Here is a 25,312-nt window from a genome sequence, read left to right as displayed (position 1 = left end):
ACGAGAAACGGATCAAGGGCTACTACAGGTTCCGGTGTGGTGCTGATCACGAGTGGGAAACACGAGGCGCGAGAATCTTTCGTGGTGCTTGGTGCCCGGAGTGTCAGCGGGACTCGATGCGCTTTGGGATCGAGCGCATGCGCCAGCGCGCGACGCAGCTGGGCGGTCGGTGCTTGTCCGAAACATACCGAAACGCAGCGACGCCCCTGAAATGGGAGTGCGAACACGGGCATCGCTGGGAGGCTGCTCCTGGGGCAGTTGTTCGGGGACACTGGTGCCCAGTGTGTAGCCGCGACGCGTCCAGGCTTGGGCTTGATCTGATGAAAGAGATTGCGCTTGAGCGTGGTGGGAAGTGCGTCTCAGCGACTTATGTGAATAGCGCAACCAGACTTGAGTGGGAATGCGCCCGAGGCCATCGATGGCTCGCCACACCGAATACCGTTCGACGTGGCCACTGGTGTGCTCGGTGTTATTTCATCAGTATCACGACAACCGAAAGGACTCGCCGCAAGCGGCGACATGAAGCGGTCGGGAGGTGAGCTATTCAACCCGATGCACGACGCGCCGGCGCGTTTCAGCTCAGTGAGATTGTCTTTGGCGGACAATGGCGCGATAGGATATGAACCGTTGCTCAATCGCTCATGACGTACTGTTTTGTTATGCTCTGGTGCCCTCGTAGACCTTCGAGAGACAAACCCCACCGTGGCTCTTCGCTCGTTCACGGAGCCTTGCCAGGCCGTCCTTGTGGCGATATGCGTGCACCTTCTCGCGGTCCGAGCAAATGCGACACCATGCACCCCGCACGATCTCGGTACCGGAAGTCTCCCATTCGTGCCCAGCAGCACACCGGAATCGTCCAGCATCCGGTCGTGATCACGCTCGATGGCGTTGCCACCGAACTGACGCTGGCTGACGCCGTGAAGCTGCGCGATGGACTTGCTGCATCCATCGCCGCCACGGAAGCCGCAGAGAGCGCCACTCTCGCGCGCAACGGGCACCACTTCACAATCGGCAAGACGATGTACGGCATGTCGGCGGTGCCATCGAAGCTGCCCGCGTAATTAGCCCGGAAAACATCGTGACGAAATCAGGGCGCCCAGATCCGGACTTATTGCCCGACGGCGACTACTGGGCAACATGCCGCGAACGAAATGAGATTTCAGCTGCACTCAATGGTCATAGTGAACCGCACCGGGAATCGTGGAGGCCGGTTGGTTTAAGTTAATGCAGGCACTTCAGCAGCATTTCTGAGTTGCCTGTAGTAGTTTGCCTCAGCCTCGGCGGGCGGGATATAGCCGAGCGGTTCCATCAGCCGATGATGGTTGTACCAGGCGACCCATTCCAGCGTTGCCAGTTCGACGGATTCCCTCGTTTTCCAAGGGGCGCGCCGATGAATCAGTTCCGTCTTGTAGAGACCGTTGATCGTTTCAGCCAGCGCGTTATCGTAGCTGTCGCCACGGCTGCCGACGGACGGCTCGATACCCGCCTCGGCCAAACGTTCGCTATACCGAATGCTGACGTATTGAGCCCCCCTATCGGAGTGGTGTATCAAGGTCCCATCGTCGCCCGGTTGGCGCGCGTACAGCGCCTGTTCGAGCGCATCCAGAACGAAGTCCGTGCTCATCGACGAACTGACGCGCCAACCGACGATGCGACGGGCAAACACGTCGATCACGAACGCCACGTACAGCCAACCCTGCCATGTCGAGACATAGGTGAAGTCAGACACCCAGAGCTGATTTGGGCGCTCAGCCTTGAACTGCCGGTTGACCCGGTCCAGCGGGCGCGGGGCGCTCGTATCGGGATTCGTCGTGCGAACTCGCTTGCCGCGAACTGTGCCTCGCAAGCCCTGCAGCTTCATCAGCCGCCCGACCGTGCAGCGTGCGACCACAATGCCCTCCCGGTTCATCTGCTTCCAGACCTTCGGCACACCGTAGACCTGCATGTTGGCCCGCCAGACACGCTTGATCTCGGGTTGCAGGACCTCATCGCGTTTGGCACGAGCGCAGCGTTTGGACGGATCACGAAGCTGCGCAGCATGGCGTCGGTAGCCCGACGGGGCGATCCGCAATACCTTGCAGATCGGCTCGACCCCGAAGGTGTCGCGATGCTGATCAACGAAGGCCTTCAGGACTTGAATCGGCGGTCGAGCTCCGCCTGGGCGAAAAACGCGCTCGCCAGCTTGAGAATCTCGTTGGTACGGCGCAGTTCCTTGACCTCACGCTCCAGGGCCTTGATGCGTTCACGCTCGGCCGTGCTCACGCCATCACGTTCCCCACGATCGATCTCCTCGCGCTTGACCCAATCCAGCAGCGTCTGCGGCGTACAGCCGATCATCGGCGCAATCGATTCGACCGCCGCCCACATCGACGGATGTTCGCTACGCTGCTCACGTACCAGACGCACTGCGCGCTCCCGGACTTCCGGGGAAAACTTGGTTGCCTTCTTGTTCATGGCTCGATTCTCTCAAGAATCCGAGCCTCCACAAAATTCGGTGCGGTTCATAATGGCCCCCGGCCTGCCCCTGAGATGACTGAGGAGCAGCGTCGCGCGTACGAGAATGGCGCATGGCTCTGTATGAATTGTGCGACCATCGTTGACGTTCTTCCTGACTGGTTCCCACCAGGAGTGATTAGTGGATGGCAAGCCAAAGCAGAAGAGGAGGCCAATGCCGAATCCGTGGCCCCGATGCCTCCCCACTTCCTAAATTTCGCGGATGCGGCAATTCGAGCGAAGGCTTTCTGCGATCGAGTGGACACGATTCCAATATCCGCGTGGGGTGCTGGCTACGTCACGGAAGTGACCAGCGATGCCCGCTCGAAGTACGGCAGCCTCATCGGAGCATGTGGCAACTTGAAGTCACCTCTCAATCCCCTCAGTGGTCTTTACCCTCACGTCATCGCTCTGCAAATGCGGATCTATGGAAATTTGATCTCGATTCGGCACTTCTTCGAGCAACTCCGTGGTCCGGGTTGGTGGTTTGACGCGGACGCGAGTTGGAAACGGAACATTGCCACTAACGCTTCGCCGATGTTGGACCCAGTATCACAATTCTGGAGCGATACCTTGCGAGCGAAGAGCGAACTCATCGAATTCCACCAGGGACGCTCGGATTCGCGTGCGCTTTTTCTCTGGTGACTGATCGTCCGTAGCTCGGTTCGAAGGTACGAGCGCCGAGTGCAATCTCGTCCGCCGGGCCGCTCGATAGTGGTAGTCCGGAGGTTTAGCTGACAGGTTGGCACCACTAACGACCCGGCCGCCGCCGAGCGCGACGTGATGCGCAAGGAGGTCGAGGACGCGGCGGGATCGTCGGTGCTTTTCCGATCCAGTAGCCAGCACGCCGCGCCTACGCCCGTGCAGGCCGCATCCGCCGTACCGGCATCGGGCCTGGCCGGTTTCGATCCGCGGGCGGTCGGCCCGGCTTCGACGGCGGCGCAGCCGGCCGACCGGACGTTATCTGCTGATCCCGCAGGGTTCGCGCGTCCTCCGGAAGTACACGGCCAGGTCGCCTACGGGCAGAGCCGCGTGCAGATCGTGTGGAACCGCATCATCCGGCCGGACACGTCTTCGGTCACGCTCGACAACTTGGCCGGTGCCGATCCGGCCGGCTATGCCGGCCTGGAGGATGGCGTCGATTGGCACTTGGGACGCAGCTTGGCGGAGGCTGCACTGTCCACTGTGTTGGGTGTCGGTTTCGAGCTGGCCGTCTCCAATCAGGGAAACGTCAATGGCAATACTGTCATCGCGTTGCGGGATAGCGCTCTGGACGCGGCCAATCAGGTCGGTCAGGAGTTCACTCGCCGCAACCTCAACATCCAGCCGGCCTTGACCGAGCGGCCGGGCCTGCCGGTCCGCATCATCGTGAACCGCGGTCTGGTGCTGCGGCCGTACCAGCTGCTGTTCTTCAACCGGGGGATTTCACGATGAGCACGTCGCGCAAGCTGCGGCTGGGGCCGCTGCCGAAAACCGAGAGCGTGAAGCTGACGTTCGCGTGTCCTGCCACGCTCAAGGCCGACCTTGACCGCTACGCCGAGTTGTACGCACAGACCTATGGCGACGCGGTCGGTGCCACGGTGCTGATCCCGCACATGCTGGGGGCGTTCATGGTAGGGGATCGGGGGTTCAGCCGAACAGCCACGAAGCCATCAAGCTCGTAAGAGGAGGGGAGGGCGGGATTGATTGGTACACGGAGCACACCCACCTTCACAGTCACCTTGGAAGTGTGAGACAATACATTTAGTCCAGTTTTGTTTATAGAAAAACTGTTATAAATCAATGTATTGGTGTTGTTATGGGCGAATTGATTGGGTTGAAGGCTGATTTAGCCCAGATTGTTCGGTTGGCCTTGGCCGAGCAGACGGAGGACGTGCGCCTGTTTGCTGCGCGACTGGTCAGGAAGTACCGGGGAACCGAGCCGGAGTTGGCTGAGCAAGTGGATTTGTTCCTGCGCGCCAAGCCGCACAGGGCGGGGGCGCCGATGCGCAAGGTCGCGGCTCCTTCGGTGCCTGAACAGGTGTTGCCGGTCGATGATGAGTCGCGGCTGTCGTTGCTAAAGGTATTCAAGGACGCCGCAGATCGGGAGGCACCGCTGCTCTCGGTTGAGTTGGAGGAGTCCCTTGGGCAGTTGATTCAGGAGCGCAAGCAAGTAGCGCGTCTTGCCGCCCTAGGCTTAACCCCCACGCGCTCAGCCATTTTTGTTGGTCAACCGGGCGTGGGCAAGACGTTGACGGCACGTTGGTTGGCCGCCCAGTTGGGTGTGCCGCTATACGTGCTCGATCTAACAGCCGTGATGAGCAGCCTGTTGGGACGCAGTGGCAGCAATCTTCGCGCTGCGCTGGATTTCGCCAAGCGCAGTCCCTGCGTTCTTCTGCTGGATGAGATTGATGCGATTGCCAAGCGCCGCAGCGATGACACCGATGTCGGCGAACTCAAGCGCCTGGTGACGGTGATCTTGCAGGAAGTCGATGAGTGGCCTGCCACCGGATTGTTGCTGGCTGCCACCAATCACCCGGAGTTGATTGATCCGGCACTGTGGCGGCGATTTGATCTGGTCGTGGACTTCAAGGTGCCGGAGCCGGCAGCAGTCAAAGATGCCATCAAGCGATTTTTGGGGCCGGACTTCGCACTGTTTGGTCGTTGGATCGAAATTTTGACCTTCGCTTTTCGTGGCCAATCCTTCAGTGACATAGAGCGTGAAATACAGCGTTTTCGACGTGCCGTTGCATTGGGGACAACGCCAGATGCCGATCTGATCGAGGAGTTCATCAAGGCGCGCGCCTTGATACTGGATCGGCAGGGGCGCATCGACATGGCTGTGTTGCTGGCAAAGCAGACGCGCCTGTCCCAGCACAATATTTCAGACATTACCGGTGTGAGCCGGGACACCATTCGCAAGTACACCACCGACGGGCCAACCGTCGTTCCAAAAAAGCGGAGGCGTGAGGCATGAGCCAGACCAATTTCCTGATCGGACGAGGGGAACTGCTGACCAACGAAATCAAGGGCCCCAAGCGCGGCATGGACAAGGCCGAGGTGTACACATTGCAGCAGGCAAGGAAGCGGTTGATGCCGCAGTTTGCCGAAGTGGCGTCCAGCCTCGATGGCTTGCCGGACAAAGCTTGCCCTGGGGATTTGGGTGTGGCTCGCCTCGCGCTCAATCCCAGCTACATCGCGCGTTCCTTCTTTCCGGCAGCCATGCTGCGTAGCGCAGGTCTTGAGTCGGTCGGTAGCCGAGCCGTCAAACTCACGCCGGAGGCTTGGTCTAAGAAGGGGCCGCCGCGCGAATCGACTACTACCGAGCTTTTCGTGGTGGGTCGACGTGAAGCGTTCCGTAAGTTGAAAGATTGGGCGGGGCAGCTCGTAGATGGATCGAACGAAGCGAAAGACCTTTCGCATATCGAGCGCATTTCAGCCTTCGAGGCAAAGGATCGTATCGTTTCGATCGGGATGACTAAGGATCGATTCTTCGAAGTTGGTATTCATCTGCTGCCTGACGACAACAATCAGTTCGTGCAGCGTGCATTTGCCAAGTACGCTGCTGAAGTCGGTGTGACCATTCATGCCGATCTGGCATTCAGCGCAGGCAACTTGTGGTTCCTCCCAGTCGAGGGCAAGCATGGCAGCATTGAGCGTCTGGCCGAGTTCTCCTTTGTCCGCGTGGTTCGTCCCATGCCAAAGTTGCGCGGTATGCGACCGGTGCAGCGATCGGCAGGCGTGACCGTGGCGTGCAGTCTGCCGACGGAGCAACCGCTGTCGTCCGAGCCCAAGGTAGCCATTCTTGATGGCGGCTTGCCCAAGCGTCACAGCATCGCGCCGTGGTTGGGCACGTACCGCGTTCTGGATGAAAACGCGGCGGATGATCCGGGCGGTTTGCAGCATGGCCTCGGCGTGACTTCGGCATTCCTGTTTGGGCCTATCGCGCCAAACAGTACCGCAGCACGTCCTTATTCCTATGTCGATCATCTGCGCGTTCTGGATCGTGAGACAGATTCGGAAGACCCTCTGGAGCTGTACCGCACGCTAGGACTTGTCGAAGAAGTGCTGCTGTCGCGCCAGTACCAATTCATCAACCTCAGCTTGGGGCCGGATCTTCCGATCGACGATACGGACGTGCATGCTTGGACTTCCGTGATCGACGATCTGCTCAGTGACGGTGATACGCTGATGACTGTCGCCGTTGGCAACAACGGCGAAATGGATCGGGCTGTAGGGAATGCCCGCGTGCAGGTGCCGTCAGATTGCGTCAATGCACTGTCTGTAGGCGCTGCAGACAACGTTGATACGACATGGGGGCGTGCGGCTTACAGCGCCATTGGCCCTGGGCGCAGCCCCGGCGTGGTGAAGCCCGACCTCATGGCCTTCGGTGGCGATGCCGGCAGTTCCAAGTATTTCCATGTACTGACGGAAGGCACGAAACCGGCGCTGGTGCCGCAGTTAGGTACCAGTTTCGCATCGCCGTACTTGCTGCGTAACGCTGTTGGCGTGCGCGCGATTCTCGGTGCCGATTTGTCACCGTTGGCGATCAAGGCCCTACTTGTTCATGGCGCTGATCCTGCCACTCACGACAAGACCGAAGTAGGTTGGGGCAAAGTGCCGGAGGACTTGATGGAAGTCATTACGTGTCCGGCTGGAGTGGCGCGGGTGGTTTATCAGGGCGAGTTGAAGCCGGGCAAGTACCTGCGCGCAACGCTCCCACTGCCCGCAGGTGGCTTGCAAGGGAACATTCGCCTGAAGGCGACCTTCTGTTATGCCTCTCCGACCGACCCGCAGGATGCCGTCGCTTACACGCGGGCGGGTTTGGAAGTTGTGTTCCGGCCCAGCGACAAGAAAATCAAGGAAGGCAAGACCAACGCTGACACGAAGGGCTTCTTCGACATGAAGAAGTACGCGACAGAGGAAGAGCGCCGCTCCGACATGGGCAAGTGGGAGACAGTCCTGCACGGTAACAAGTCCATGCGCGGCAGCAGCCTGGACAATCCTGTGTTCGACATCCACTACAACGCGCGCGAGGCAGGTGGCCCGACGACAAGCGCCGACAAAATTCGCTACGCGCTGATTATTACGGTCGAAGCACCCAAGCACACGGATCTCTACAACGAAATCTTGCGCGCTTACGCGAAGATGCTGGTGCCCATTCAGCCGAAGGTTACGTTGCCGGTGCGTTTGTAGTAGGGGGCGGGGAAGGGGCTTCAATGGAATGCTTCCGAATCGACGAAAGCGGATATACCGGGTTCGATCTTTTGAACCCCGAACAACCTTTTCAAGGGGCCGCGGCTGTGGCTATCGGCAACGAGGATGCCGCTCGTCTCATCAAGGAGCATTTTCCGGGGCTACAGGCGACTGAGCTGAAGTACAGGGCGCTTGCGCGCCGGCCTGGAAACCATCCTCGCTTGCTGAGTCTGTTGAAAGACCTCCTGACTCACTACAAGTGTGTGACTTATGTCTGCGATAAGCGGTTCCTGCTGTTGTTGATGTTCCTCGATTACGCTGTCGAGCCGTTCTATTACGAACGGGGCATCAACTTCTACGAGGATGGACAGAACTACGCATTGGCTTCGATGATGTCTTTTGTTGGTCCCACGTTGTTAGGGGAGGATGCGTTCAATACGATGCTCGCGGCTTTTCAGCGAGCAGCGAGAGAAAAGACCTCTGAAGCCCTGAAGGACTTGGTGGACGCGGTGCGCAAGACACGATGGCGCGAACTACCTGAGGCACTAGCAGGCTGTTGAAATTGGATACGGTGTAAACGGGCGTTGCGAGCGGTGCGTTAGAGATATCGTGTTCATGATCTTGGGCAGACGAGAGCGATGCGCGGAATGGACGAGATGCAAGAACCGCTGTTCACGACGGTGAAGCTGGAAGACTTCGTGCCGGCCGATCACCCGTTGCGGCCGCTTCGGCTGCTGGTCAATCAAGCGCTGAAGCGGCTCAATGGGCTGTTTGGCACGATCTACGCGGATAGCGGCCGTGCGTCGATTGCGCCGGAGAAACTGCTGCGTGCATTGCTGCTGCAGGTGCTGTACTCGGTGCGCAGCGAGCGCATGTTGATGGAACAGATGCGCTACAACCTGCTGTTCCGTTGGTTCGTCGGACTGGCGATCGAAGACGCCGTCTGGGACCACTCGGTGTTCTCCAAGAACCGTGATCGTCTGCTCGAGCACGAAGTGGTCGAAGCGTTCTTTACCGAAGTCATGAGCTTGGCCGACAAGCAAGGGCTGCTGTCCAGAGAACACTTCTCGGTCGATGGCACGCTGATCCAGGCTTGGGCCAGCCACAAGAGCTTCCGGCCCAAGGACGGCTCGGACGATCCACCAGCCGGCGGTGGTCGCAATGTCGACACCGACTGGAAGGGCAAGCGGCGCAGCAACGATACGCATGAATCGAGCACCGATCCGGACGCGCGCCTGTTCCGCAAGGGGCGGCAAAGCGGAGCCATCCTTTGTTATCAGGGGCACATCCTGATGGAGAACCGCTCGGGCTTGGTGGTCGGCGCGGTGGTCAGCCACGCTGACGGTTTCGGCGAACGCGCAAGTGCGTTGCGCTTGCTCGATTGCGTGCCGGGCCGTCACGCCAAGACGCTCGGCGCCGACAAGGGTTACGACATGCGCGACTTTGTGCGGGACTGTCGTGCGCGCAAGGTGACGCCGCATGTCGCGCGCAACGACGCGCATCAAGGCGGCAGCGCGATCGATGGCCGCACCTCGCGGCACGCCGGTTATGGCATCAGCCAGGTGATTCGCAAGCGCATCGAAGAGCACTTCGGCTGGGGCAAGACCGTCGGCAGGATCCGACAGACCGCGTATCGCGGCATCAAGCGAGTCGACCAGCACTTCAAGCTGACGATGCTGGCGAGCAACCTGACTCGAATGGCTCGAATACTGGCAGCGGTGCCGCAGGGAGCAGCGCGATGAGCCGCCCAACCGTAGCTGTTGCGCGGCAACGCGCCGGCCGGCCCGCTCGCAAGCGGGGCATCCGGCACGATTCGTCAGCAACTCAGCGGCCAATCGCATACGAAACCCTTTTAAACAGTGCCCCGATCGTCGGAACGAGGCGCTTTTCAACAGCCTGCTAGGGCCATTGGCTCAATATGCGGCACCAGAGTGCTTGAGTGCGATCATGACACCGGGTGTTAGCACCGACGCGGCTTTTGTGGTGTTGCAGTCACTGGTTACTCGTATGGAAGAAATGGCTGAGGGTTCTTACTGTGTCGAGCATGACCAATCCAAGAACCTCCTGACTTACCATGACCTGATTCAGCAGTACATCAACCATGAGGAAGCCATCGAGTTCAGGCAGTCGGAGATCGCAAGTCTGAAGTTCCCGCTCAAACTCACGTCGGTGACCCAGGTGGACTCGAAGATGAGCCCCGCGGTGCAGTTGGCAGACGTAATGATTGGAGCGACTATTGAGGCGGCTAACACGTTGAGAGGGCGTAAGGTAGTCGGGCTGGATGCCGAGACGGTGATGGCGCTATATTGCGACGAGCAGATCATCCACCTATTGCCATCGCTGGACTTTGATGAGCAAAAGCGTTTCAGGCAAGGCTCGCAAGGAGCTGAGCTGATCGATTACATGGCGACTCATTTTCACCGATGATGGCGTCGACGGGGGTGTCAGGATTTCCGTGTTCAAGGCAGGTTGAGATTCACACGGATGGTCGAACGAATCGATCCTCGTAGAGGATCACGAACTGGTTCATAGCCGTCTTCGAGTCACGTAGAGCAAATTAATTCTGTCACTCTAGAATCCATACGGTTCAAGGCGTCTGCCTCAAGCGAATCTGTCTTGTCGCGGGGGCTGTGCTGACCTGGGACGTTTCTTGTAGCCGTTTGGCAAGTGAGTTCTCTTTTATCCTAGAGGCAAGGAGAACTCGATGAAGAAGCGATTTACCGACGAGCAGATCATCCGGATTTTGCGCGAGGCCGAGAGCCGGGACGAGCCGGTGAAGGATCTGTGCAAGCGCCACAACATCTCGGAACAGACGTTCTATCGTTGGCGCAACAAGTTCGGCGGCATGGATGTGGCCGACGCCCGTCGGCTCAAGGATCTGGAATCGGAGAACGAGCGGCTCAAGCGCCTGATTGCCGAGCAATTGCTGGTCATCGACGGACTGAAGGAATTCAGCCGAAAAAAATGAATACCCCAACGGGCCGGCGCGAAGCGCTGGAAGTCCTGACTCGGCGGGGTCTCTCGCAACGCAAGGCATGTTGTTATCTGGGGCTGAGTCGCCGGGTGGCCACCTATACGCTCAAGCAACCGGAGAAGGATCGGAGCCTGGGCGAGCGGCTGATGGCGGCCGCGCAGGAAGTGCCGCGCTTCGGCTACCGGCGGATGTCGGCTTGGCTGGCGCTGGGCGAATCGCGCGTGCGGCGAATGTGGCAAGCCTTGCGGCTCAACATTCCACGGCGGCGTCCTCGCCGGCGTCGTTGTGGCAACGACATTCGCTTGCCCGGTGCGACACAGCCGAATTCGGTCTGGAGCTACGACTTCGTGCACGATCAACTGGTCGATGGGCGGGCGTTGAAGATGCTTTGCGTGATCGATGAATACACCCGCGAGTGCCTGGCGATCGAAGTCGGCGCCAGCTTGCGGTCGCAGGATGTCATCCTGACGCTGTCGCGACTGATGCGGCTGTACGGCAAGCCCGCGTTCATTCGGTCTGACAACGGCGCCGAATTTACCGCTGCCAAGGTCATGCGCTGGCTGCGGGATGCTGCCATCGGTCCGGCCTTCATCACGCCCGGCAGTCCGTGGCAAAACGGGTTCGTCGAGAGCTTCAACGGCAAGTTGCGTGACGAATTGTTGAACCGGGAATGGTTCCGCAGCCGCGCCGAAGCCAAGGTGCTCATTGAACGCTGGCGGCAGTTCTACAACGAGCGCCGGCCCCATAGCGCGCACCGCTATCAACCTCCCGCCACGGTCCGTCGAGCCTGGCTGGATTCCGATAATATCGACACGAGACTCACTGCCTGACTGGTCACAAAATTCCGCCGCAGGTCAGTGCTGCCATTCGGAAAGCTTCATTGCAAGCGTCTGCAGATAACTTCTGTAATCTGCCTGTCTGTTTGCATTAAACGCCCCTGCGAAGGGCTCGGGTAAGCGGCCGCTGTGGAGCCGTGTCAATTGCTGCTTCGGGTTGTTCAGAGTCGTTCGCGTCGCCCCGGAACCGCCATTCGCTGTAGCGTGCCGTTCCAGTCGTCAGGATCGACGCGGCAGCGAGATAGGGAACCTTATCGCTACGGTACGAATGTCGGTTCAAGTTCAGGTTTGGCACAACGCGTGACCGCCACTGACGGCGCGGCGGAGGAGTTGACACCGGTCTTCGCAGCCGCGGCCAGTGACAACTTTTATTCGCAAACGGAGATAATCTAAATCTGGTTTATGGTTGTCCGGCAGGTTACTCCACCACCTTGAACAGGCGGTTCTTGTTGATCACGCCGACTTTCGTCTGTTTGCCGTCGTCGTCAGCGGCGGGCCGCAGATGCCGATCGTCGAGCGTCGGCCCCGTATAGCGGCTGCGCGGCCGGATCACCTTGCCGACGCGCAGCTGCTCGATGCAGTGTGCGAGCAGTCCGACGCTGCGCGCGATCGAGAACAGCCCGAACGCCGCATCACGCGGCAACTGAAGCTGCACCGACAGCATCGCCAGCGCGACATCGATGGTCGGCCGCTGGCCGGTGAGCGTCGTGACCTTGTCGACGAAGTGCGCGAGTTCCGTCGGCGGATCGAGCCGCGCAAGCAGCGCGGCCGCGCGCGGATCGCCGTCGGGGTAAAGATGATGGCCGAAACCGGGAATCGGGATCGCGGACTTCAGGTGATGATCGACGACGCGCTCGGCACCCAATCGTTGCACGTCGTCGAACACCGCACGTACGCGTCCCGACGCGTCGCCGTGCAGCGGCCCCGACAACGTCGCGAGCCCCGTCAGCAGGCAGCCTGCCAGCGACGCGCCGGTCGATGCGGTGATGCGCGCGGCAAATGCCGAACTCGTGATCTCGTGATCGGCGACCAGCACCATCGCGCGGCGCAACAGGTCTGCGCCATGGCTGTCGAGGCCCCAGCCGGCCGCGAGCCGCTGATGGGTGTGAAGCGGGCTTGCGCCGGCATCGTCGTGCGCGCCGAACGCGCGCGACACGATCGCGACGAGCTGCCCGGCCTCGATGTGCAGTGCGCTGTCGAGACGGCCGAGCGTCGAGTGCCCGTGCGCGGCCAGCGTCGCGAGCATGGTGAACGCGCATTGCCGGTCTCGCTCGCCGGGCGGTAGTGCCAACGCGGGCGGATCGAACGACACGGGCGTGGTGGCCTGCCAGAGCAGCGCGGCCGTCTCCTCGAGCGTGGCGGTGTCTGCGAGCTGAACGCTGTCGCGCCCGCGATACCACGCGCGTCCTTTCGAGAACGTGGTGATGCCGCTGTAGATGCACGGCTCGGCGCCAAAGATCGTGCTGGCCGCGAGCGCCGCTCGCTTGCGGCCGACCTGTTTCTTGCGGCACAGCGCGACCACATCCTCGGCCCGATACAGGCTCTTGCGCGGATCGTCGGGATCCTGCATCACGGCAATGCTGCCGCGGCTCGCGTACGCGTAGACGGTCTGCGCCCGCACGCCGAGCCGCCGCGCCGCTTCCGTCAGGGTGATCCAGTTCTGCATGGGGAGTCGTGATGAGGATGCGGCCGGTGCGCGGCCGCTTGCGCCGACTATAGACCGGGTTCAGTTGAATGTCATCTCGGCCGGGCGCCGCTCCAGCACCTCGACGAGGATGTCGCCGGGCGCGCGCACGAAACAGCCGCGCACGCCGGCGCGGATCCGCGTGACGGGCTGGACGATCTCCGCGCCGTTGTCGACCAGATGCGCGTAAGCCGCATCCAGATCCTCGACAAGCACGCCCAAGTGGTCAATCCCTTGCATGCGCTCGCCGTCCGGCACGATCGCCGGACACGCGTCCGGCAGCGCCGTGATGAAGAGGTTGATTGCCCCGATCCGCAGGTCGACGCGGCCGGGGCGCCGCACGATTTCGGCGTTCAGGCAGCGCGCGAACCACGCGGCGGTGGCCTCGGCATCAGCCGAGCAGAGTTGCAGGTGATCCCATTTGAATTCGATCATGGTCGTGTGCGGTACGTGCAGTGGAGCGTAAAAGGGGGCGAACCGGGTCAGAGCTCGATACGCGACAGCTTGCCGAGCAGCACCGAGTACGACAGCGTGCCGAGGAGGCAGATCGCACCCATCAGGTTCAGCGCCCAGAAAAAGTTGCCGGTGTGCTGCGTCACGTAGCCGATCATCAGCGGCGTGGTGACGGCTGCGATATTCGCGGCGAGGCTCGTGATGCTGCTGGTGAGCCCGACATAGCGTTTCGGCGCGATCTCGGACACCGCCGCCCACGACATCGAGCCGATACCCTGTGCGAAGAACGCGACGGTCAGGATCGCGATCACCAGCGCGTTCGACTGCACGAAATTGACGAGCACGATCGATGCGCCGAGGAAGGTGCCGATCACGAGGGGCGCCTTGCGCGACGACGACATTGATACGCCGCGCCGGATGCAGAGATCGGACAGATAGCCGGCGATCAGGATGCCCAGCGTCGCGCCGATGAACGGCATCGCCTGGAAGAAACCGACCTTGATCATCGACATGTGCCGTTCCTCGACAAGGTAGGTCATGAACCAGGTCGTGAAGAACACCAGCAGCGTGTTGTTGCAGAACTTGCCGAGACAGATCGCGAGGATCTGCCGATAGCCCAGCAGGCGCAGCGCCATGCGCCAGTCGAATCGGTCGCGCGCCGTCACTACCGGCTGCCCTTCGGTGATGTACTGCAGCTCGGCCGCGTTGACGCGTGGATGGCGCGACGGATCGCGATAGAGCCGGTACCAGACGACGCTGAACAGAATGCCGAACGCGCCGGTCGCGAAGAACACGGTACGCCAGCCGAACGCGGATGAGATCCACAGGAGCAGCCCGGTGAAGAGCGGCGTGCCGATGTACTGACCCATCACGTACACGCTCGTCGCGAAGCCACGCTCCTGGACCGGGAACCACATCGTCACGGCGCGCGCGTTCGACGGAAACGCGGGCGCTTCGAGCGCGCCCATCGCTAGCCGCGAACCGAGCAGCATGTGATAGCCGTGCGCGAGCCCTTGCGTGAGCGTCGCCAGCGACCATCCGACGAGCGACAGCGCATACGCGACGCGCGAGCCCAGCATATCGGCGAGCACGCCTGCCGGCAGCAGCGCGATAGAGTATGCGAGGCCGAACACCGCGAACAGCTCGCCCATCTGCACGCGGGTAAGCGCGAGATCCTTCGACAACGCCGGAGCGACGATGCCGAGCGCCGAGCGATCGACGTAGTTAAGGACGGTGGCCACCAGCAGCATCGACAGCACGCCGTAGCGCACCCGCGATCGCCTGGCGGCGCCTGCGTGCGCGTCGAACTCGCGCATGACCGAAACCTGTTCTTCAGCGGTTTTCAATGTCGTCTCCTGTTTTGTGATGGTTGTGCTGGTGCACCTGCCGCGTGTGCCGGCGCGCGTCCGGTCAGCCGCGTCCGACGAAGGGCATCGCGCTTGCCATGATCGTCATGTTCAGAATGTTCGCTTCGAGCGGCAGGCTCGCCATCTGCACGATCGCGCTCGCGACATGCACGACGTCGACGCGCGGCTCGGGCGCGATGCGGCCGTCGGCCTGCAGCACGCCGCTGTCCATGCGCTCCGTGAGCGAGGTCGCGGCGTTGCCGATATCGATCTGGCCGCAGGCGATGTTAAACGGTCGACCGTCGAGGGCAAGCGAACGCGTGATGCCGAGGACCGCGTGCTTCGTGGCCGTGTACGCGATCGTGTGCGGGCGCGGCGTGTGCGCGGAGATCGAACCGTTGTTGATGATGCGGCCGCCTTGCGGCGTCTGGCGCTTCATCTGGCGCCACGCGGCGCGGGCGCACAGGAACACGCCGGTCAGGTTGGTGGCGACCACGTCGTTCCAGAACTCAAGCGAATAATCGTCGAGCGGCACGGCGCCTGCGTTGCAGCCCGCGTTGTTGAACAGCACGTCGAGGCGGCCGAAGTCATGCGCAATCCGCGTGAAGCTCGCATCGACCGACGTTTCGTCGGACACGTCGGTTGGAATCGCCGCTGCGACGCCCCCGGCCAGCTCGATGATCTCTTGCGTCGCGAGTAGCGGATCGATGCGCCGGCCGAGCAGCGCGACGCTGAAGCCGGCTTGCGCGAGCGCTACCGCAGCGGCCTGTCCGATGCCGGTGCCGGCACCCGTCACCGCCGCGATTCTTTTCTCTGCCTGCATTTTCACGCCCTCGTCTTCAGTCCGTTGAACATGCAAAAAGCATTGCGCGGCGACGATTTCGCAGCAATCTTGATTCTTTCAATCAATATCAACCGCCCCGTCCAGACGGGCTGGCGTCAGGGTTTTCCTGAGTTCGCGGCGGCGCCGTTCGCGCGCCGGCACGGCATCGCGCATAGCAGAGGACATGATCGGAATCGGTCGATCATCCGGTCGCTCAATGCCGCGCGGACATGTTGATCGAACCAATCAATATTGACCCGCGCCGACTGCGCTTCGTAGGCTGTGTTCCGTTTTCCGACCCAAGGACAAGACCATGCCTGACAACAATCGCCCCCGCCTGTTGGTTGCGCGACGCGTTCCCGCCGCAGTCGCCGCACGCGCAGAATCCGAATTCAACGCGTATGTAACGGACGCCGACATGGACGCGCCGTCCGTCGTCGAGTTCTGCAACCGCTACGAGACGCCGGCGGTGCTGATCGGCAAGAAATCGGGGCTGCAGGCCGAGCACATCGCAGCATTGCCGCCGAGCGTGAAGATCATCGCGAACGCGAGCGCCGGGTACGACCACATGGATGTCGCCGCCGCACGCGCACGCGGAATCGCGGTCAGCAACGCCCCCGATGCGCTGACCGACTGCACGGCCGATTTCACGATGCTGCTAGTGCTGGCCGCGTGCCGGCGTGCATCGGAGTACGAGCGTATCGTGCGCGCGGGGTGGGGAAAGTCGTTCGGCATGACCGACATGCTCGGCACGCGCGTGAACGGCAAGACGCTCGGAATCGCCGGTTTCGGGCGGATCGGCCGTGCGGTCGCGCAGCGCGCGCGCGGCTTCGGGATGAAGATCGTCTATACCGATCGGCGTCCCGCACCGCCCGAGATCGAGGCCGGTGCACGCTATTGCGCGGATCTCGACACGCTGCTCCCTCAGTGCGACATCCTCACGCTGCACGTGCCCGGCGGCGGCACGCCGTTGATGACCCGCCGCGAATTCGGCTTGCTGCGCGCCGGTGCGGTATTCGTGAATGCGGCACGCGGCAGTCTCGTCGACGAGGATGCGCTTTACGATGCGTTGACGTCGCATCGGCTGTTCGCCGCGGGGCTCGACGTTTACCGGAACGAACCCAACATCGATCCGCGCATTGCCGCGCTCGACAATGTGTTTCTGTCGCCGCACATGGCGAGCGCGACCGTCGAGACGCGCGACCAGATGGGGTTTGCCGCGCTCGACAACGTCGCGGCGGTGCTTGACGGAAAGGGGGCGCCGAACGCGCTGTGATGACGGCAGGCACCCGCGATTCTGTTGGAGCAACGAGAACGGGCTTGCTTGCTCGATATGCCTGGCTACACATTGCCCCGATTGCCGGCTCGCGCCGTCGCTCGGCCGCGCGTTGATCCCGCGATGTCGATCCAGCACCCGTTGTCCGTCTACCAGCAATTACTGACCGAGGTGCGCGCATGAACTTGCAGCAGGAACGCATCGACGGGCACTGCCAAAGCCTGAAGCTCGAGGGACTCATGCACCGATACGTCGCTCTGGCCAGCGACGCGGCGGCCAAGCAATGGAGTTTCCTCGACTTCCTCGAGAACGCGCTCGCGCACGAACGAGAGACGAGGCAAGTTCGTTCGCGGCAAACACTGGTGCGCATGGCCGGGTTTCCCGCCATCAAGACACTGGATGACTACGACTACAGCTTCGCCGTCGGGGTCCCGCGCGAGGCAATCGACGAGCTTGCCACGCTACGCTTCATCGAGCGAGGCGAGAACGCCGTGTTGCTTGGTCCGTCGGGCGTGGGCAAGACGCACCTCGCGATCGCCATCGGATATGCAGCGACGCAGGCCGGCATCAAGACGAAGTTCATCACGGCGGCGGATCTGATGTTACAGCTCGAGGCTGCACGCCGACAGGAGCGATACGACGCCGTTCTTCGGCACAACATTCTCGGCCCGAGGCTGCTCATCGTCGATGAGATCGGCTATCTACCGCTCTCGGGCGATCAGGCCAGTCACTTCTTCCAGATCGTCGCCAAGCGCTACGAGCGTGGCTCGATGATCCTGACCAGCAACCTGCCGTTTGCGCAGTGGGACGAAACCTTCGGCGGCAACACCACCCTCACTGCAGCGATGCTCGACCGCATTCTCCACCATGCACAAGGACAGCCTGGTCGCTGATGTTTCAGCGGCGTTGTCTGCTTCAGCAGGAGCGGCGGCGCGTGGGCGAGTTCGGCGGAGCGGCGGACGTGAAGAACATAGCGCGCGTGCGGCCGCCGGAAAACTCGCCTAAGCAGGATCGATCGTGAAGTGGGTCGCGGCGTAGACGGCGTTACAGCGCCACACTTCGACACTGTCGCGGTAGAACCGCGCTTCGCGGCCCTTGATGATCATCGCCGCTCGCGGGAACACTGTGCCGTGGCCGTTCATGGCGGCCGCGAGTGCGTTTCGCTCCTTGCAGGTCGCCCAGTACGTTCCGTCGGCGAGCGGTGCAGGGTTTGCTTTCCTCATTCGTCGACCTTTCGAGCGGCCCGCGATGCGATCTCGCGCGACAACTGCAGGATGGTGTTCGATGCGCTTTGATAGCTGCCGAACCCAGGGGCCTGTACTTGGTAGAAATGCGAGTAGCGCGAGTTCATTCTGCGGAAGACCGTATTGGCGCCGACAAGCGGAGCAAGGTTGCTGATGATCTCCTCGAGCGTGTCGCGTTGCGAAAGCGAGGTGTTTTGCGTCGTGGTCACGAATGTGCGGCCCGCGTCCTCCGGCGGAGCGACGATCGCGGCCTGCACGGAGTTCCACGCCATCACTGCGTCTCTGAGGTGCGAGTAGGGCCTCGTTTTGTGCCCGCACTTGTCGCACTGAAATTGCTCGGTACTGCCGAGAGAAACGTGTGTTACTTGCGAAAGCCCGCAAGCGGGGCAGGGGCCGAGATTGGTCGAGTGGGTCATCAATCCTTGCATGCGTGGGTTGCTCGCAGCTTAGCGAGCACGTCGGGATGGTTGTCGTGCAGCGTTGGCCAGCCTGAGCCCAGAGTCAGCGCATTTCCGCTGACTCTGCCTGATCAGAAGGCCATGCGCACACCTGTTGTCTGGGAAATTCTCATTCGGCCGCGGCCAACTCAGCGAGACGCTCTTCGAAACGATCGAGGATCTCCTGGACGAGGCCCGACGCGAAGCGCCGAAGAGCTACCCTCGAATCTTCGTCAGTCTCGCCCTGAAAGGCGGCGTAGCGGACAGGGCCGACTTTTTCGAAGCCTTCGGCGTCTTCATCATCACAGAAACATCGACGGAGGGTCTTGAGCCCAACGTCCATCGCTTCGCTGTGTGTGTTTGACAGTTTCCGTTGGACGAAAAGCTCCGCCACCTCGTCGATCGTTCCTGCGTAACGCAGCACGTGGATCAAGTCGCCCGCGTCCTTGTTTTCGTTGCGTTGCTCGAGCGCGATCGCTTTCAGGATCACGAACGCTGGCACATCCGCGAAGCGAATGTTGCGTGAGGTCACGCCGCCGTCGCCAAGTAAGCGGCCGGTTACCGGTTTCTCAACAAACCAGTCGTGCACGATTTCTGCGTACGTCACTGCCAGCGCAGAGACCCGTTCGCCATCGACATTCACCGGCCGCCCGGCCGTTTGGCCAACGGCATCACGCAGAAACTCGACGATGACATCCACCTGCTCGTCGACCCGGAGCTTCCATTGCCATGACGATGTCTTGCCATCCTTCTGAAAGCGCTCGAATCCACGTGCGGTGAGCTGGTCGGCCAGTGATGCGTACCCTTCGCCGGCATCAACCAGGGCGATGTTGAGGACGATATCGACGTCGGACGTGCCAGCGTGTGCGGGGACGTCCGGCGGCGTCTCGGGCGTTAGATAGCGTGGAACGAGTCCGCCTACCAGCCGGAGGGTATGCCCAAGGCTGCCAAATGCACCGATCAGGGTGAGCAGAGTCCTCTCGCAAGCCTCTGTGACATCGGCTTTGTAGCCCGACGCTGTGGTGGGTTTGACTCCGGCCATTTATAACTCCAGTTTTTCAAGAAGGTGCTCGGCCAGCTCTTTGTTTCGGCCTCGTCCATTCAGGAGGTCGAGATACATGATGAATGGGCTCGCGAAGTATGCCGGGATGTCAGGGATCGCGTCGCGGAACAGAAGGCTCGCACCGTCCCGTTCGACGAAGACGACGTTGGCGCCTTTATCGGCCGGCTTCAACCGCATATCTCGAGCAAGACCCTCGGCTTCCCCGGGCGGGACGATGATCTCTGCCGTGTCTACGCTCGTTAGGAGCGGCGCATAGACATTCGCGGCGGCTGTACCTGTGAACGCCCAGTCGAAGGATGGGTTTGCAGACTCGATCTTGGCCGTCAATTTTGTGAGCAGCAGTTTTGGGTTCTCGGAGAAACAGTACCAACTGGAACGCTGCTCCTTGCGCTTCGTCCATTGATCAGCCCATGCTGACAGCAATTCTCGTGGCTTGGTTAGCCGGCGTCGAAGCGTTCTGCCCGCGCCGCTCGATTCGCACCACTCACGGCGCTCCAGTTCTTGCAAGACGACAGAGACCGTGTATGCCGAAGTTTGGGCCATCGCTGCTAGATCGCCGCCGCTCAGCCATTCGTGCCGGTTGACCAGGAGCGCATGAACAACCGCCTCACGCGAATCCGTGAAGAGCGAGGTGGCCTCTTTTCTTACCGACGGTGGGTCGGGCCGCTCGATGTTGATCAGCCAGTTGCGCCACTTCAGGTTGAGGTTTCCGTTCCGTTCGAAATAGCCAATCCCGCGCTTGCGAAGCAGCTCCCGCGCCCCGGGACTCAGCGATTCAGCGGCTACGAGGAGGATGAGGTCCTCAAACCCAGCGTGACTGTAGGCGTGCTTGAATTCGTCAAGCTTCCATACGGCTCCCTGGACGTCGCGTGGATAAGCGTAGCGGAGAGCTTCCACTGCAATGCATACCGGTGTGCCGTCTGCCTCAAGATCCAGAGCGAAGTCCACTCCGGGTAGGTTCGCGAAAACTGATTCGATATGCTGGACCTTGATCCGACCGTCCGCGACCTCATCGAGACTTGAGCAAAGCTCCTTCGCGATTTCGGCCTCGAAAGCACTGCGCGCGTCGCCGCTCGGGTTGTGGCTGAAGTTTTCCATGGATCGTTAGCGAAAACCGGTGATATTGCTGTACAGCTCAATATACAGCATTGGCTTTGCTTTAGCAATTTAGGCTTCTTTAGCTGTTCAGCTAACGCAAGGTCGCACGAAATACGGACTCGGCCCCGTTTTCTCAAATGCGGTCCTCGCCTTCCGGCCCCGACAGGGTGGAGTATCTCCATTGGGGACCGGCGGCCAGGCTGGTACTTGATCTGGTGTGTTTCCCACGGGGCCCGAAGACGACGAGGGCCGCTGTCCGGTCCGAAACAAAGCTCATTGTGCCTGCTGAGGCTCGTCGCGACGTCGTCTGAATCACCGGAGGACGGCCTATCCCGGCAGTGAGCCGCGCAAGACTGTCGCGCAAATCCAGACGGAGAGGCGGCAACGCGCCGCCGGTCGTTCCAACGACCCAGATCAGGATGGCAGGGACGAGAATTGTCCCCCAGAGAGCGAGGGAGCCTTGTTCAGCTAGGAACGAGGCTCTCGGGATGCTCGCGATGTGTCTGGACGGTCGGTGCTCGTAAAATCGAGCGGTGCGAGGCTAGCGCTCGATTTTACGAGCGTAGGGTTGCGGTTTCGAGAAAATTGACTATCATGCTCGTATTATCGAGCGTAAGCGCCATAGGGCGCGATTTATCGAGCATGAAGGTCAATCAAGAGGCAGCTGCCAGCTCGGCGGTGCTTGCCGAGACTAGGCAAATCGGACATCTACTCTCCCGTCTCCGTATAGCGAGAGGGGTACACCAGAGCGAAGCGGCCACGCGAGCTGGTCTGTCGCGGAATACGGCCTACCGCATCGAAAAGGGCGACCCAGGCGTGGCGATTGGGCAGGTGCTCCGCTACCTCGAAGCGTTTGCTCCTGGCTTGGGCCTGCACGACTTACTCTCCCAGACGGATCCGGCGCTTAAATCCCTCGACGCCCGCAGCCTTCGACGACGAGTTAGCGTTATGTCCGAGAAAGAACTCAAGGAACTGGATTTCTGATGGCAGCAACAATCACGAAGCTCGCGGTGTTCGCACACCTCGATGACGAGTGGGCGCCGGCCGGCCTAGTCACGATGACGGAGGACGGAGCTGATCTCCAAGCGTCGGAATTTGCGTACGGCTTGCGTTATCTCGAACGGCCGAACGCAATCGACGTCGACCCGGTGGCGCTCAGCCTCAAAAACAAGGGCGAGCTGCGAGGGAAGGTGATCTTCCCAGGCGCGGGACTCACACAATTCGGTGGCATCCGCGATGCTTCGCCCGACTCGTGGGGGCGGCGCGTGATTGAGGCCAAGCTGAAGGCGAAAGCGAACAGCCTACCAGCGAGTGACGGAGCGCTTCGCCAAGGCCTGCGAGAAGCTGCTGCAAGCGGCCAGCGTGCAGGCCGTGGCGGCCTTCTACGACCTGGGCTGGCACACGGTCAAATCGATCGACAAGATGCGTCTGCGGGCGCGTGTGCGCGAGCCCGACTGGTCAACGATCCGCTATCTGGCGATGGACGAGTTCGCGCTGCATAAAGGCCATCGCTACGCCACGGTGGTGGTCGAGCCGATGAGCCGGCAGGTGCTCTGGATCGGACAGGGCCGCTCGCGCGAGACTGCCCGTGCCTTCTTCGAGCAGCTTCCCGAAGGCGTTGCCAAGCGTATTGAAGCGGTGGCGATCGACATGACCACGGCGTATGAACTCGAAATCAGGGAACAGTGTCCGCAGGCGGAGATCGTCTTCGACCTGTACCACGTCGTGGCCAAGTACGGCCGCGAAGTGATAGATCGGGTGCGAGTGGACCAGGCCAATCAACTCCGACATGACAAGCCGGCCCGCAAAGTTCTGAAGTCCAGCCGCTGGTTGTTGCTGCGCAACCGCCACAACCTCAAGCCAGATCAGGCCGTGCACCTGAAAGAGTTGCTGGCGGCCAATCAGTCGCTGTTATGCGTCTACGTGTTACGCGACGAGCTCAAGCGGCTCTGGTTCTATCAGAAGCCAGCCTGGGCGCAAAAGGCTTGGGAACAATGGTTCGAGCAGGCTCAGCAAAGCGGGATCGCCGCCCTGCAAAAGTTCGCCGAGCGCTTGCAGGGCTACTGGCACGGAATCGTGACTCGCTGCCGCCATCCGCTCAATACCAGCGTCGTCGAAGGCATCAACAACACCATCAAGGTCATCAAGCGTCGGGCTTACGGGTACCGTGACGATGAATACTTCTTCCTCAAGATCCGCGCCGCCTTCCCCGGTAATCCTCGATGAACCTAAAAAAAGACCTGGGCGTCGACCTGCCACTCCTGAGCAATCGGGAGAAGACGAAGCTGGTTGACGCCCTGAGAGAAGAATACGGTTTGACTGAGCTGCTTGAGCGGTTGGACCTGGCGCGCAGCTCCTATTTTTATCATCGGTCGCCCATACGGGTTGCCGACAAATATGCAGATGTCCGTCGTACCGTTGCAGAGATCTTCGAGGACAATCACCGATCCTACGGCTATCGTCGGGTGCAAGCAGCGCTTATCAGGCAACGAGTTTTTCTATCGGAGAAAGTCGTGCGTCGCCTCATGAAACAAGGCGGCCTCCACGCAGCAAGGCCCAAGCGGCGCCGATATCGCTCTTATATCGGGGAAATCAGCCCTGCCCCAGATAACATCATCAATCGCGATTTCCACGCGAACGCCCCCAACGAAAAGTGGGTGACGGATATTTCCGAGTTCCAGATTCCTGCGGGGAAGGTATATCTATCGCCCATGATCGACTGCTTCGATGGGATGGTAGTCAGCTGGTCGATTGGCACAAGCCCCGACGCAGAGCTCGTGAATTCCATGCTAGATGCGGCTATTGAGACCGTGACCGAGGACGACGAGACGCCGATCGTGCATTCCGATCGGGGTGGCCACTACCGTTGGCCTGGCTGGCTATCGCGGGTTGCGAAGGCTAAGCTGATCCCCTCCATGTCGCGTAAAGCCTGTTCACCGGACAACGCGGCCTGTGAGGGATTCTTCGGCAGGCTAAAGACTGAGATGTTCTATACAGGAGACTGGCGTTCGACGACCATCGCGGAGTTCGTTGAGGTACTGGACGCCTACGTTCGCTGGTACAACGAGAAACGGATCAAGGGCTCCCTTGGCTATCTCAGCCCCATCGAGTACCGTGAAAGCCTCGGGTTAGCAACGTAAATCAGTCCAAGAAAATAGCCGCATCCCCGGTGGGTCAGTTCTGTGCGGACATCAACAGTGCGACGCAATCCTGAAATGAACATGATCGATAGAGGCAGAGCAATAGCACACGATCTTCGCGTGTGGGCGTTGAGACAGCGTAGCGATTTGCTCAGTCGATACTGGTTTTTCCGTTTTCTGTTTGGACGCGAGAGTGCCTACAGCATGCACCTGCGCATCAAGCGCGAAGGTTACGACGCGTTCATGCGGGGCGACACATTGGATATGAATCCGTACCCGAACAAGCGGGCGCTTGATGAGCTGCCGCATGGAGCGTGGACCAAAGGATGGCGAGAAGGTGAGGCCGTCATCACTCATTCGAGGCAGATCCAGGCCCCGCGTGCGGCGATCACGCGTTCCTCAAGGAAAGGGGATCGATAATGTCCCCGCACCGCGACTTCCGGTTCCCATTGCCGGAGTTGTGTAATGGAGCGAACTTGATCGGCCCGGAAGCAATGCTGCGGACACCGGCGCGCCGAATCGGCGCTGCGGCGGCAACCGCAACCGCTTCGGCACGCCGAATCGCGCTGCGTGTCGTTAGTAGATGATGCCGAGCAGTACCGCCTTGACGATGGCTTGAGTCTTGTTGACCGAGTTGAGCTTCTCCATGATGTTTTGCATGTGGAAGGTAATCGTCCGCTCCGATATGGAAAGAATGGAGGCGATTTCTAGCGCAGTTTTCCCGTCAGCAGCCCATTTCAGCACTTCCTTTTCGCGTGTGGTGAACGGTCCCGTGTGCATCGCGGCCGACGTCGTTGGCGCGTCGACCAGGCGCGAATTCACCGCATGAGCGGCGTGCACCAGATAGATCAGCCGGCTTTCCGTTGCGGCGAGTTCCTGATCGGAAATGGCGTCCGCGCTGCGTGATACGCTCCACATCGCAATGCGCCCATGCTTGTCGCGAATGGGCTGGGACCAGCCGTGCGCAAGCCCGTGTGCCTTCGCTTCCTGCCAGAACGGTTCGTCCGCGCATGCGTCGACCGGCCATACGAGCGGCGATGTATAGATTAACCCGTATCGAACGACGGGGTCGCGTGCGAAATAATTCCCGTCGAAGTAGCGCTGTCGCCAGGACTCGGGATAGGTGTTGCGCGTACTGAACGTAGGCCGGGTCACCGGCAACGGATCGCGTGCGCCATAGGCGCACATGTCAAATTCGAGCGCGCGGGTTTGGGCCGCAACGAAGTCGAAAATCTCATCGAAGCTCTGCGCGCGCGACAACGTCGTCATG

Annotated in this window: 23 protein-coding genes, 5 pseudogenes and 1 other annotated feature; of the genes and pseudogenes, 18 read left to right on the top strand and 10 right to left on the bottom strand. The window is 60.9% G+C overall.

The annotated features are described in order from the left end of the window. Positions 1 to 930: 930 nt before the first annotated feature. Positions 931 to 1,065 carry a 4Fe-4S dicluster domain-containing protein gene (locus tag MBR110_RS26835; protein ID WP_139164705.1) on the top strand — a complete coding sequence of 45 codons (135 nt, stop codon included), beginning with the start codon at positions 931 to 933 and terminating at the stop codon, positions 1,063 to 1,065. Positions 1,066 to 1,216: 151 nt separating this feature from the next. Here MBR110_RS26835 and MBR110_RS26830 read toward each other — a convergent pair. Then, a protein-coding gene (locus tag MBR110_RS26830; RefSeq protein WP_105819029.1) for an IS3-like element IS1416 family transposase occupies positions 1,217 to 2,454 on the bottom strand; the annotation gives its coding sequence in 2 pieces (ribosomal slippage) (positions 1,217 to 2,163 and positions 2,163 to 2,454; 1,239 coding nt in all). Next, positions 2,057 to 2,173: a sequence feature (AL1L pseudoknot), on the bottom strand. It overlaps the preceding gene by 117 nt. A gap of 75 nt (positions 2,455 to 2,529) precedes the next feature. Between MBR110_RS26830 and MBR110_RS26825 the strand changes: the two genes are divergently transcribed. From MBR110_RS26825 to MBR110_RS26785, 9 genes and pseudogenes are all read left to right on the top strand, one after another. Then, positions 2,530 to 3,138, top strand: coding sequence for a hypothetical protein (locus MBR110_RS26825; protein ID WP_181709781.1), 609 nt, complete (start codon positions 2,530 to 2,532; stop codon positions 3,136 to 3,138). Between the two features lie 114 nt (positions 3,139 to 3,252). After that, a pseudogene (locus MBR110_RS26820) lies at positions 3,253 to 3,927 on the top strand (TrbI/VirB10 family protein); the annotation flags it as partial. Continuing rightward, a complete protein-coding gene (locus MBR110_RS26815; protein WP_181709780.1) occupies positions 3,924 to 4,157 on the top strand; it encodes a DUF2274 domain-containing protein in 234 nt (77 codons plus the stop codon). The pseudogene MBR110_RS26820 and the gene MBR110_RS26815, both read left to right, overlap by 4 nt. A 134-nt stretch (positions 4,158 to 4,291) precedes the next feature. Beyond that, the gene (locus MBR110_RS26810) at positions 4,292 to 5,449 is read left to right on the top strand and encodes an AAA family ATPase (RefSeq protein ID WP_181709779.1); all 1,158 of its coding nucleotides are present in this window, start codon (positions 4,292 to 4,294) and stop codon (positions 5,447 to 5,449) included. Further along, positions 5,446 to 7,668: a S8 family peptidase gene (locus MBR110_RS26805; RefSeq protein ID WP_181709778.1), complete on the top strand. Its 2,223-nt coding sequence runs from the start codon at positions 5,446 to 5,448 to the stop codon at positions 7,666 to 7,668. Before MBR110_RS26810 ends, MBR110_RS26805 begins: the two co-directional genes overlap by 4 nt. Positions 7,669 to 7,691: 23 nt before the next feature. Beyond that, positions 7,692 to 8,228 (top strand): hypothetical protein, encoded by a 537-nt coding sequence (locus MBR110_RS26800; protein ID WP_258570015.1) that lies wholly within the window; start codon positions 7,692 to 7,694, stop codon positions 8,226 to 8,228. An 87-nt stretch (positions 8,229 to 8,315) separates the two neighbouring features. After that, complete coding sequence (locus MBR110_RS26795; RefSeq protein ID WP_009961431.1) at positions 8,316 to 9,410, top strand: IS5 family transposase; 1,095 nt, start codon at positions 8,316 to 8,318, stop codon at positions 9,408 to 9,410. A 193-nt stretch (positions 9,411 to 9,603) separates the two neighbouring features. Continuing rightward, positions 9,604 to 10,095, top strand: coding sequence for a DUF3800 domain-containing protein (locus tag MBR110_RS26790; protein WP_258570014.1), 492 nt, complete (start codon positions 9,604 to 9,606; stop codon positions 10,093 to 10,095). Between the two features lie 277 nt (positions 10,096 to 10,372). Continuing rightward, a protein-coding gene (locus MBR110_RS26785) for an IS3 family transposase (RefSeq protein ID WP_181709777.1) occupies positions 10,373 to 11,472 on the top strand; the annotation gives its coding sequence in 2 pieces (ribosomal slippage) (positions 10,373 to 10,625 and positions 10,625 to 11,472; 1,101 coding nt in all). 424 nt (positions 11,473 to 11,896) lie between these two features. On the opposite strand, the gene MBR110_RS26780 is transcribed toward MBR110_RS26785, so the two are convergent. The 4 genes from MBR110_RS26780 to MBR110_RS26765 form a co-directional block, all read right to left on the bottom strand. Further along, positions 11,897 to 13,144, bottom strand: a complete 1,248-nt coding sequence (locus MBR110_RS26780) for a citrate synthase family protein (RefSeq protein ID WP_181709776.1) — start codon at positions 13,142 to 13,144, stop codon at positions 11,897 to 11,899. Between the two features lie 60 nt (positions 13,145 to 13,204). Beyond that, on the bottom strand, positions 13,205 to 13,597 hold the full coding sequence (locus MBR110_RS26775) for a VOC family protein (RefSeq protein ID WP_181709775.1): 393 nt from the start codon (positions 13,595 to 13,597) through the stop codon (positions 13,205 to 13,207). Between the two features lie 47 nt (positions 13,598 to 13,644). Further along, positions 13,645 to 14,931: an MFS transporter gene (locus MBR110_RS26770; protein ID WP_181709802.1), complete on the bottom strand. Its 1,287-nt coding sequence runs from the start codon at positions 14,929 to 14,931 to the stop codon at positions 13,645 to 13,647. A 94-nt stretch (positions 14,932 to 15,025) separates the two neighbouring features. Beyond that, positions 15,026 to 15,784, bottom strand: coding sequence for an SDR family oxidoreductase (locus MBR110_RS26765; RefSeq protein ID WP_181709774.1), 759 nt, complete (start codon positions 15,782 to 15,784; stop codon positions 15,026 to 15,028). Between the two features lie 30 nt (positions 15,785 to 15,814). Between MBR110_RS26765 and MBR110_RS26760 the strand changes: the two genes are divergently transcribed. From MBR110_RS26760 to istB, 4 genes and pseudogenes are all read left to right on the top strand, one after another. Next, positions 15,815 to 16,021, top strand: a complete 207-nt coding sequence (locus MBR110_RS26760; RefSeq protein WP_181709773.1) for a hypothetical protein — start codon at positions 15,815 to 15,817, stop codon at positions 16,019 to 16,021. 76 nt (positions 16,022 to 16,097) lie between these two features. Beyond that, positions 16,098 to 17,060: a 2-hydroxyacid dehydrogenase gene (locus MBR110_RS26755; protein WP_181709772.1), complete on the top strand. Its 963-nt coding sequence runs from the start codon at positions 16,098 to 16,100 to the stop codon at positions 17,058 to 17,060. A 9-nt stretch (positions 17,061 to 17,069) separates the two neighbouring features. Further along, a pseudogene (locus MBR110_RS26750) lies at positions 17,070 to 17,243 on the top strand (IS21 family transposase); the annotation flags it as partial. Then, a pseudogene (istB, locus tag MBR110_RS26745) lies at positions 17,240 to 17,932 on the top strand (IS21-like element ISBcen13 family helper ATPase IstB); the annotation flags it as partial. The pseudogenes MBR110_RS26750 and istB, both read left to right, overlap by 4 nt. A gap of 129 nt (positions 17,933 to 18,061) precedes the next feature. Here the strand turns inward: istB and MBR110_RS26740 are convergent. The 4 genes from MBR110_RS26740 to MBR110_RS26725 all read right to left on the bottom strand — a co-directional run bounded on the left by MBR110_RS26740 (position 18,062) and on the right by MBR110_RS26725 (position 20,902). Beyond that, positions 18,062 to 18,283 carry a hypothetical protein gene (locus MBR110_RS26740; RefSeq protein ID WP_181709770.1) on the bottom strand — a complete coding sequence of 74 codons (222 nt, stop codon included), beginning with the start codon at positions 18,281 to 18,283 and terminating at the stop codon, positions 18,062 to 18,064. Next, positions 18,280 to 18,576 (bottom strand): hypothetical protein, encoded by a 297-nt coding sequence (locus tag MBR110_RS26735; RefSeq protein WP_181709769.1) that lies wholly within the window; start codon positions 18,574 to 18,576, stop codon positions 18,280 to 18,282. The genes MBR110_RS26740 and MBR110_RS26735 overlap by 4 nt, the downstream gene beginning before the upstream one ends. Positions 18,577 to 18,871: 295 nt before the next feature. Beyond that, entirely contained in the window at positions 18,872 to 19,783 is a 912-nt protein-coding gene (locus tag MBR110_RS26730; protein WP_181709768.1) for a hypothetical protein, read from the bottom strand. After that, positions 19,784 to 20,902: a type IV toxin-antitoxin system AbiEi family antitoxin gene (locus MBR110_RS26725; RefSeq protein WP_181709767.1), complete on the bottom strand. Its 1,119-nt coding sequence runs from the start codon at positions 20,900 to 20,902 to the stop codon at positions 19,784 to 19,786. 642 nt (positions 20,903 to 21,544) lie between these two features. Between MBR110_RS26725 and MBR110_RS26720 the strand changes: the two genes are divergently transcribed. From MBR110_RS26720 to MBR110_RS26705, 4 genes and pseudogenes are all read left to right on the top strand, one after another. Beyond that, positions 21,545 to 21,886 (top strand): helix-turn-helix domain-containing protein, encoded by a 342-nt coding sequence (locus tag MBR110_RS26720; protein WP_181709766.1) that lies wholly within the window; start codon positions 21,545 to 21,547, stop codon positions 21,884 to 21,886. A gap of 318 nt (positions 21,887 to 22,204) precedes the next feature. After that, a pseudogene (locus MBR110_RS26715) lies at positions 22,205 to 23,128 on the top strand (ISL3 family transposase); the annotation flags it as partial. 2 nt (positions 23,129 to 23,130) lie between these two features. Then, a pseudogene (locus tag MBR110_RS26710) lies at positions 23,131 to 24,042 on the top strand (IS3-like element ISBmu11 family transposase); the annotation flags it as partial. A 75-nt stretch (positions 24,043 to 24,117) separates the two neighbouring features. Further along, positions 24,118 to 24,462 carry a ribosome modulation factor gene (locus MBR110_RS26705; protein ID WP_181709765.1) on the top strand — a complete coding sequence of 115 codons (345 nt, stop codon included), beginning with the start codon at positions 24,118 to 24,120 and terminating at the stop codon, positions 24,460 to 24,462. 156 nt (positions 24,463 to 24,618) lie between these two features. Here the strand turns inward: MBR110_RS26705 and MBR110_RS26700 are convergent, their stop codons facing one another. Beyond that, on the bottom strand, positions 24,619 to 25,311 hold the full coding sequence (locus tag MBR110_RS26700; RefSeq protein WP_059539119.1) for an autoinducer binding domain-containing protein: 693 nt from the start codon (positions 25,309 to 25,311) through the stop codon (positions 24,619 to 24,621). Position 25,312 lies beyond the last annotated feature (1 nt).

The sequence above is a fragment of the Burkholderia sp. MBR-1 genome, from assembly GCF_013822785.1.
Taxonomy (GTDB): domain Bacteria; phylum Pseudomonadota; class Gammaproteobacteria; order Burkholderiales; family Burkholderiaceae; genus Burkholderia; species Burkholderia vietnamiensis.
Note: the sequence above shows the minus strand (reverse complement) of the source record. Positions and strands in the feature narration are given on the sequence as shown.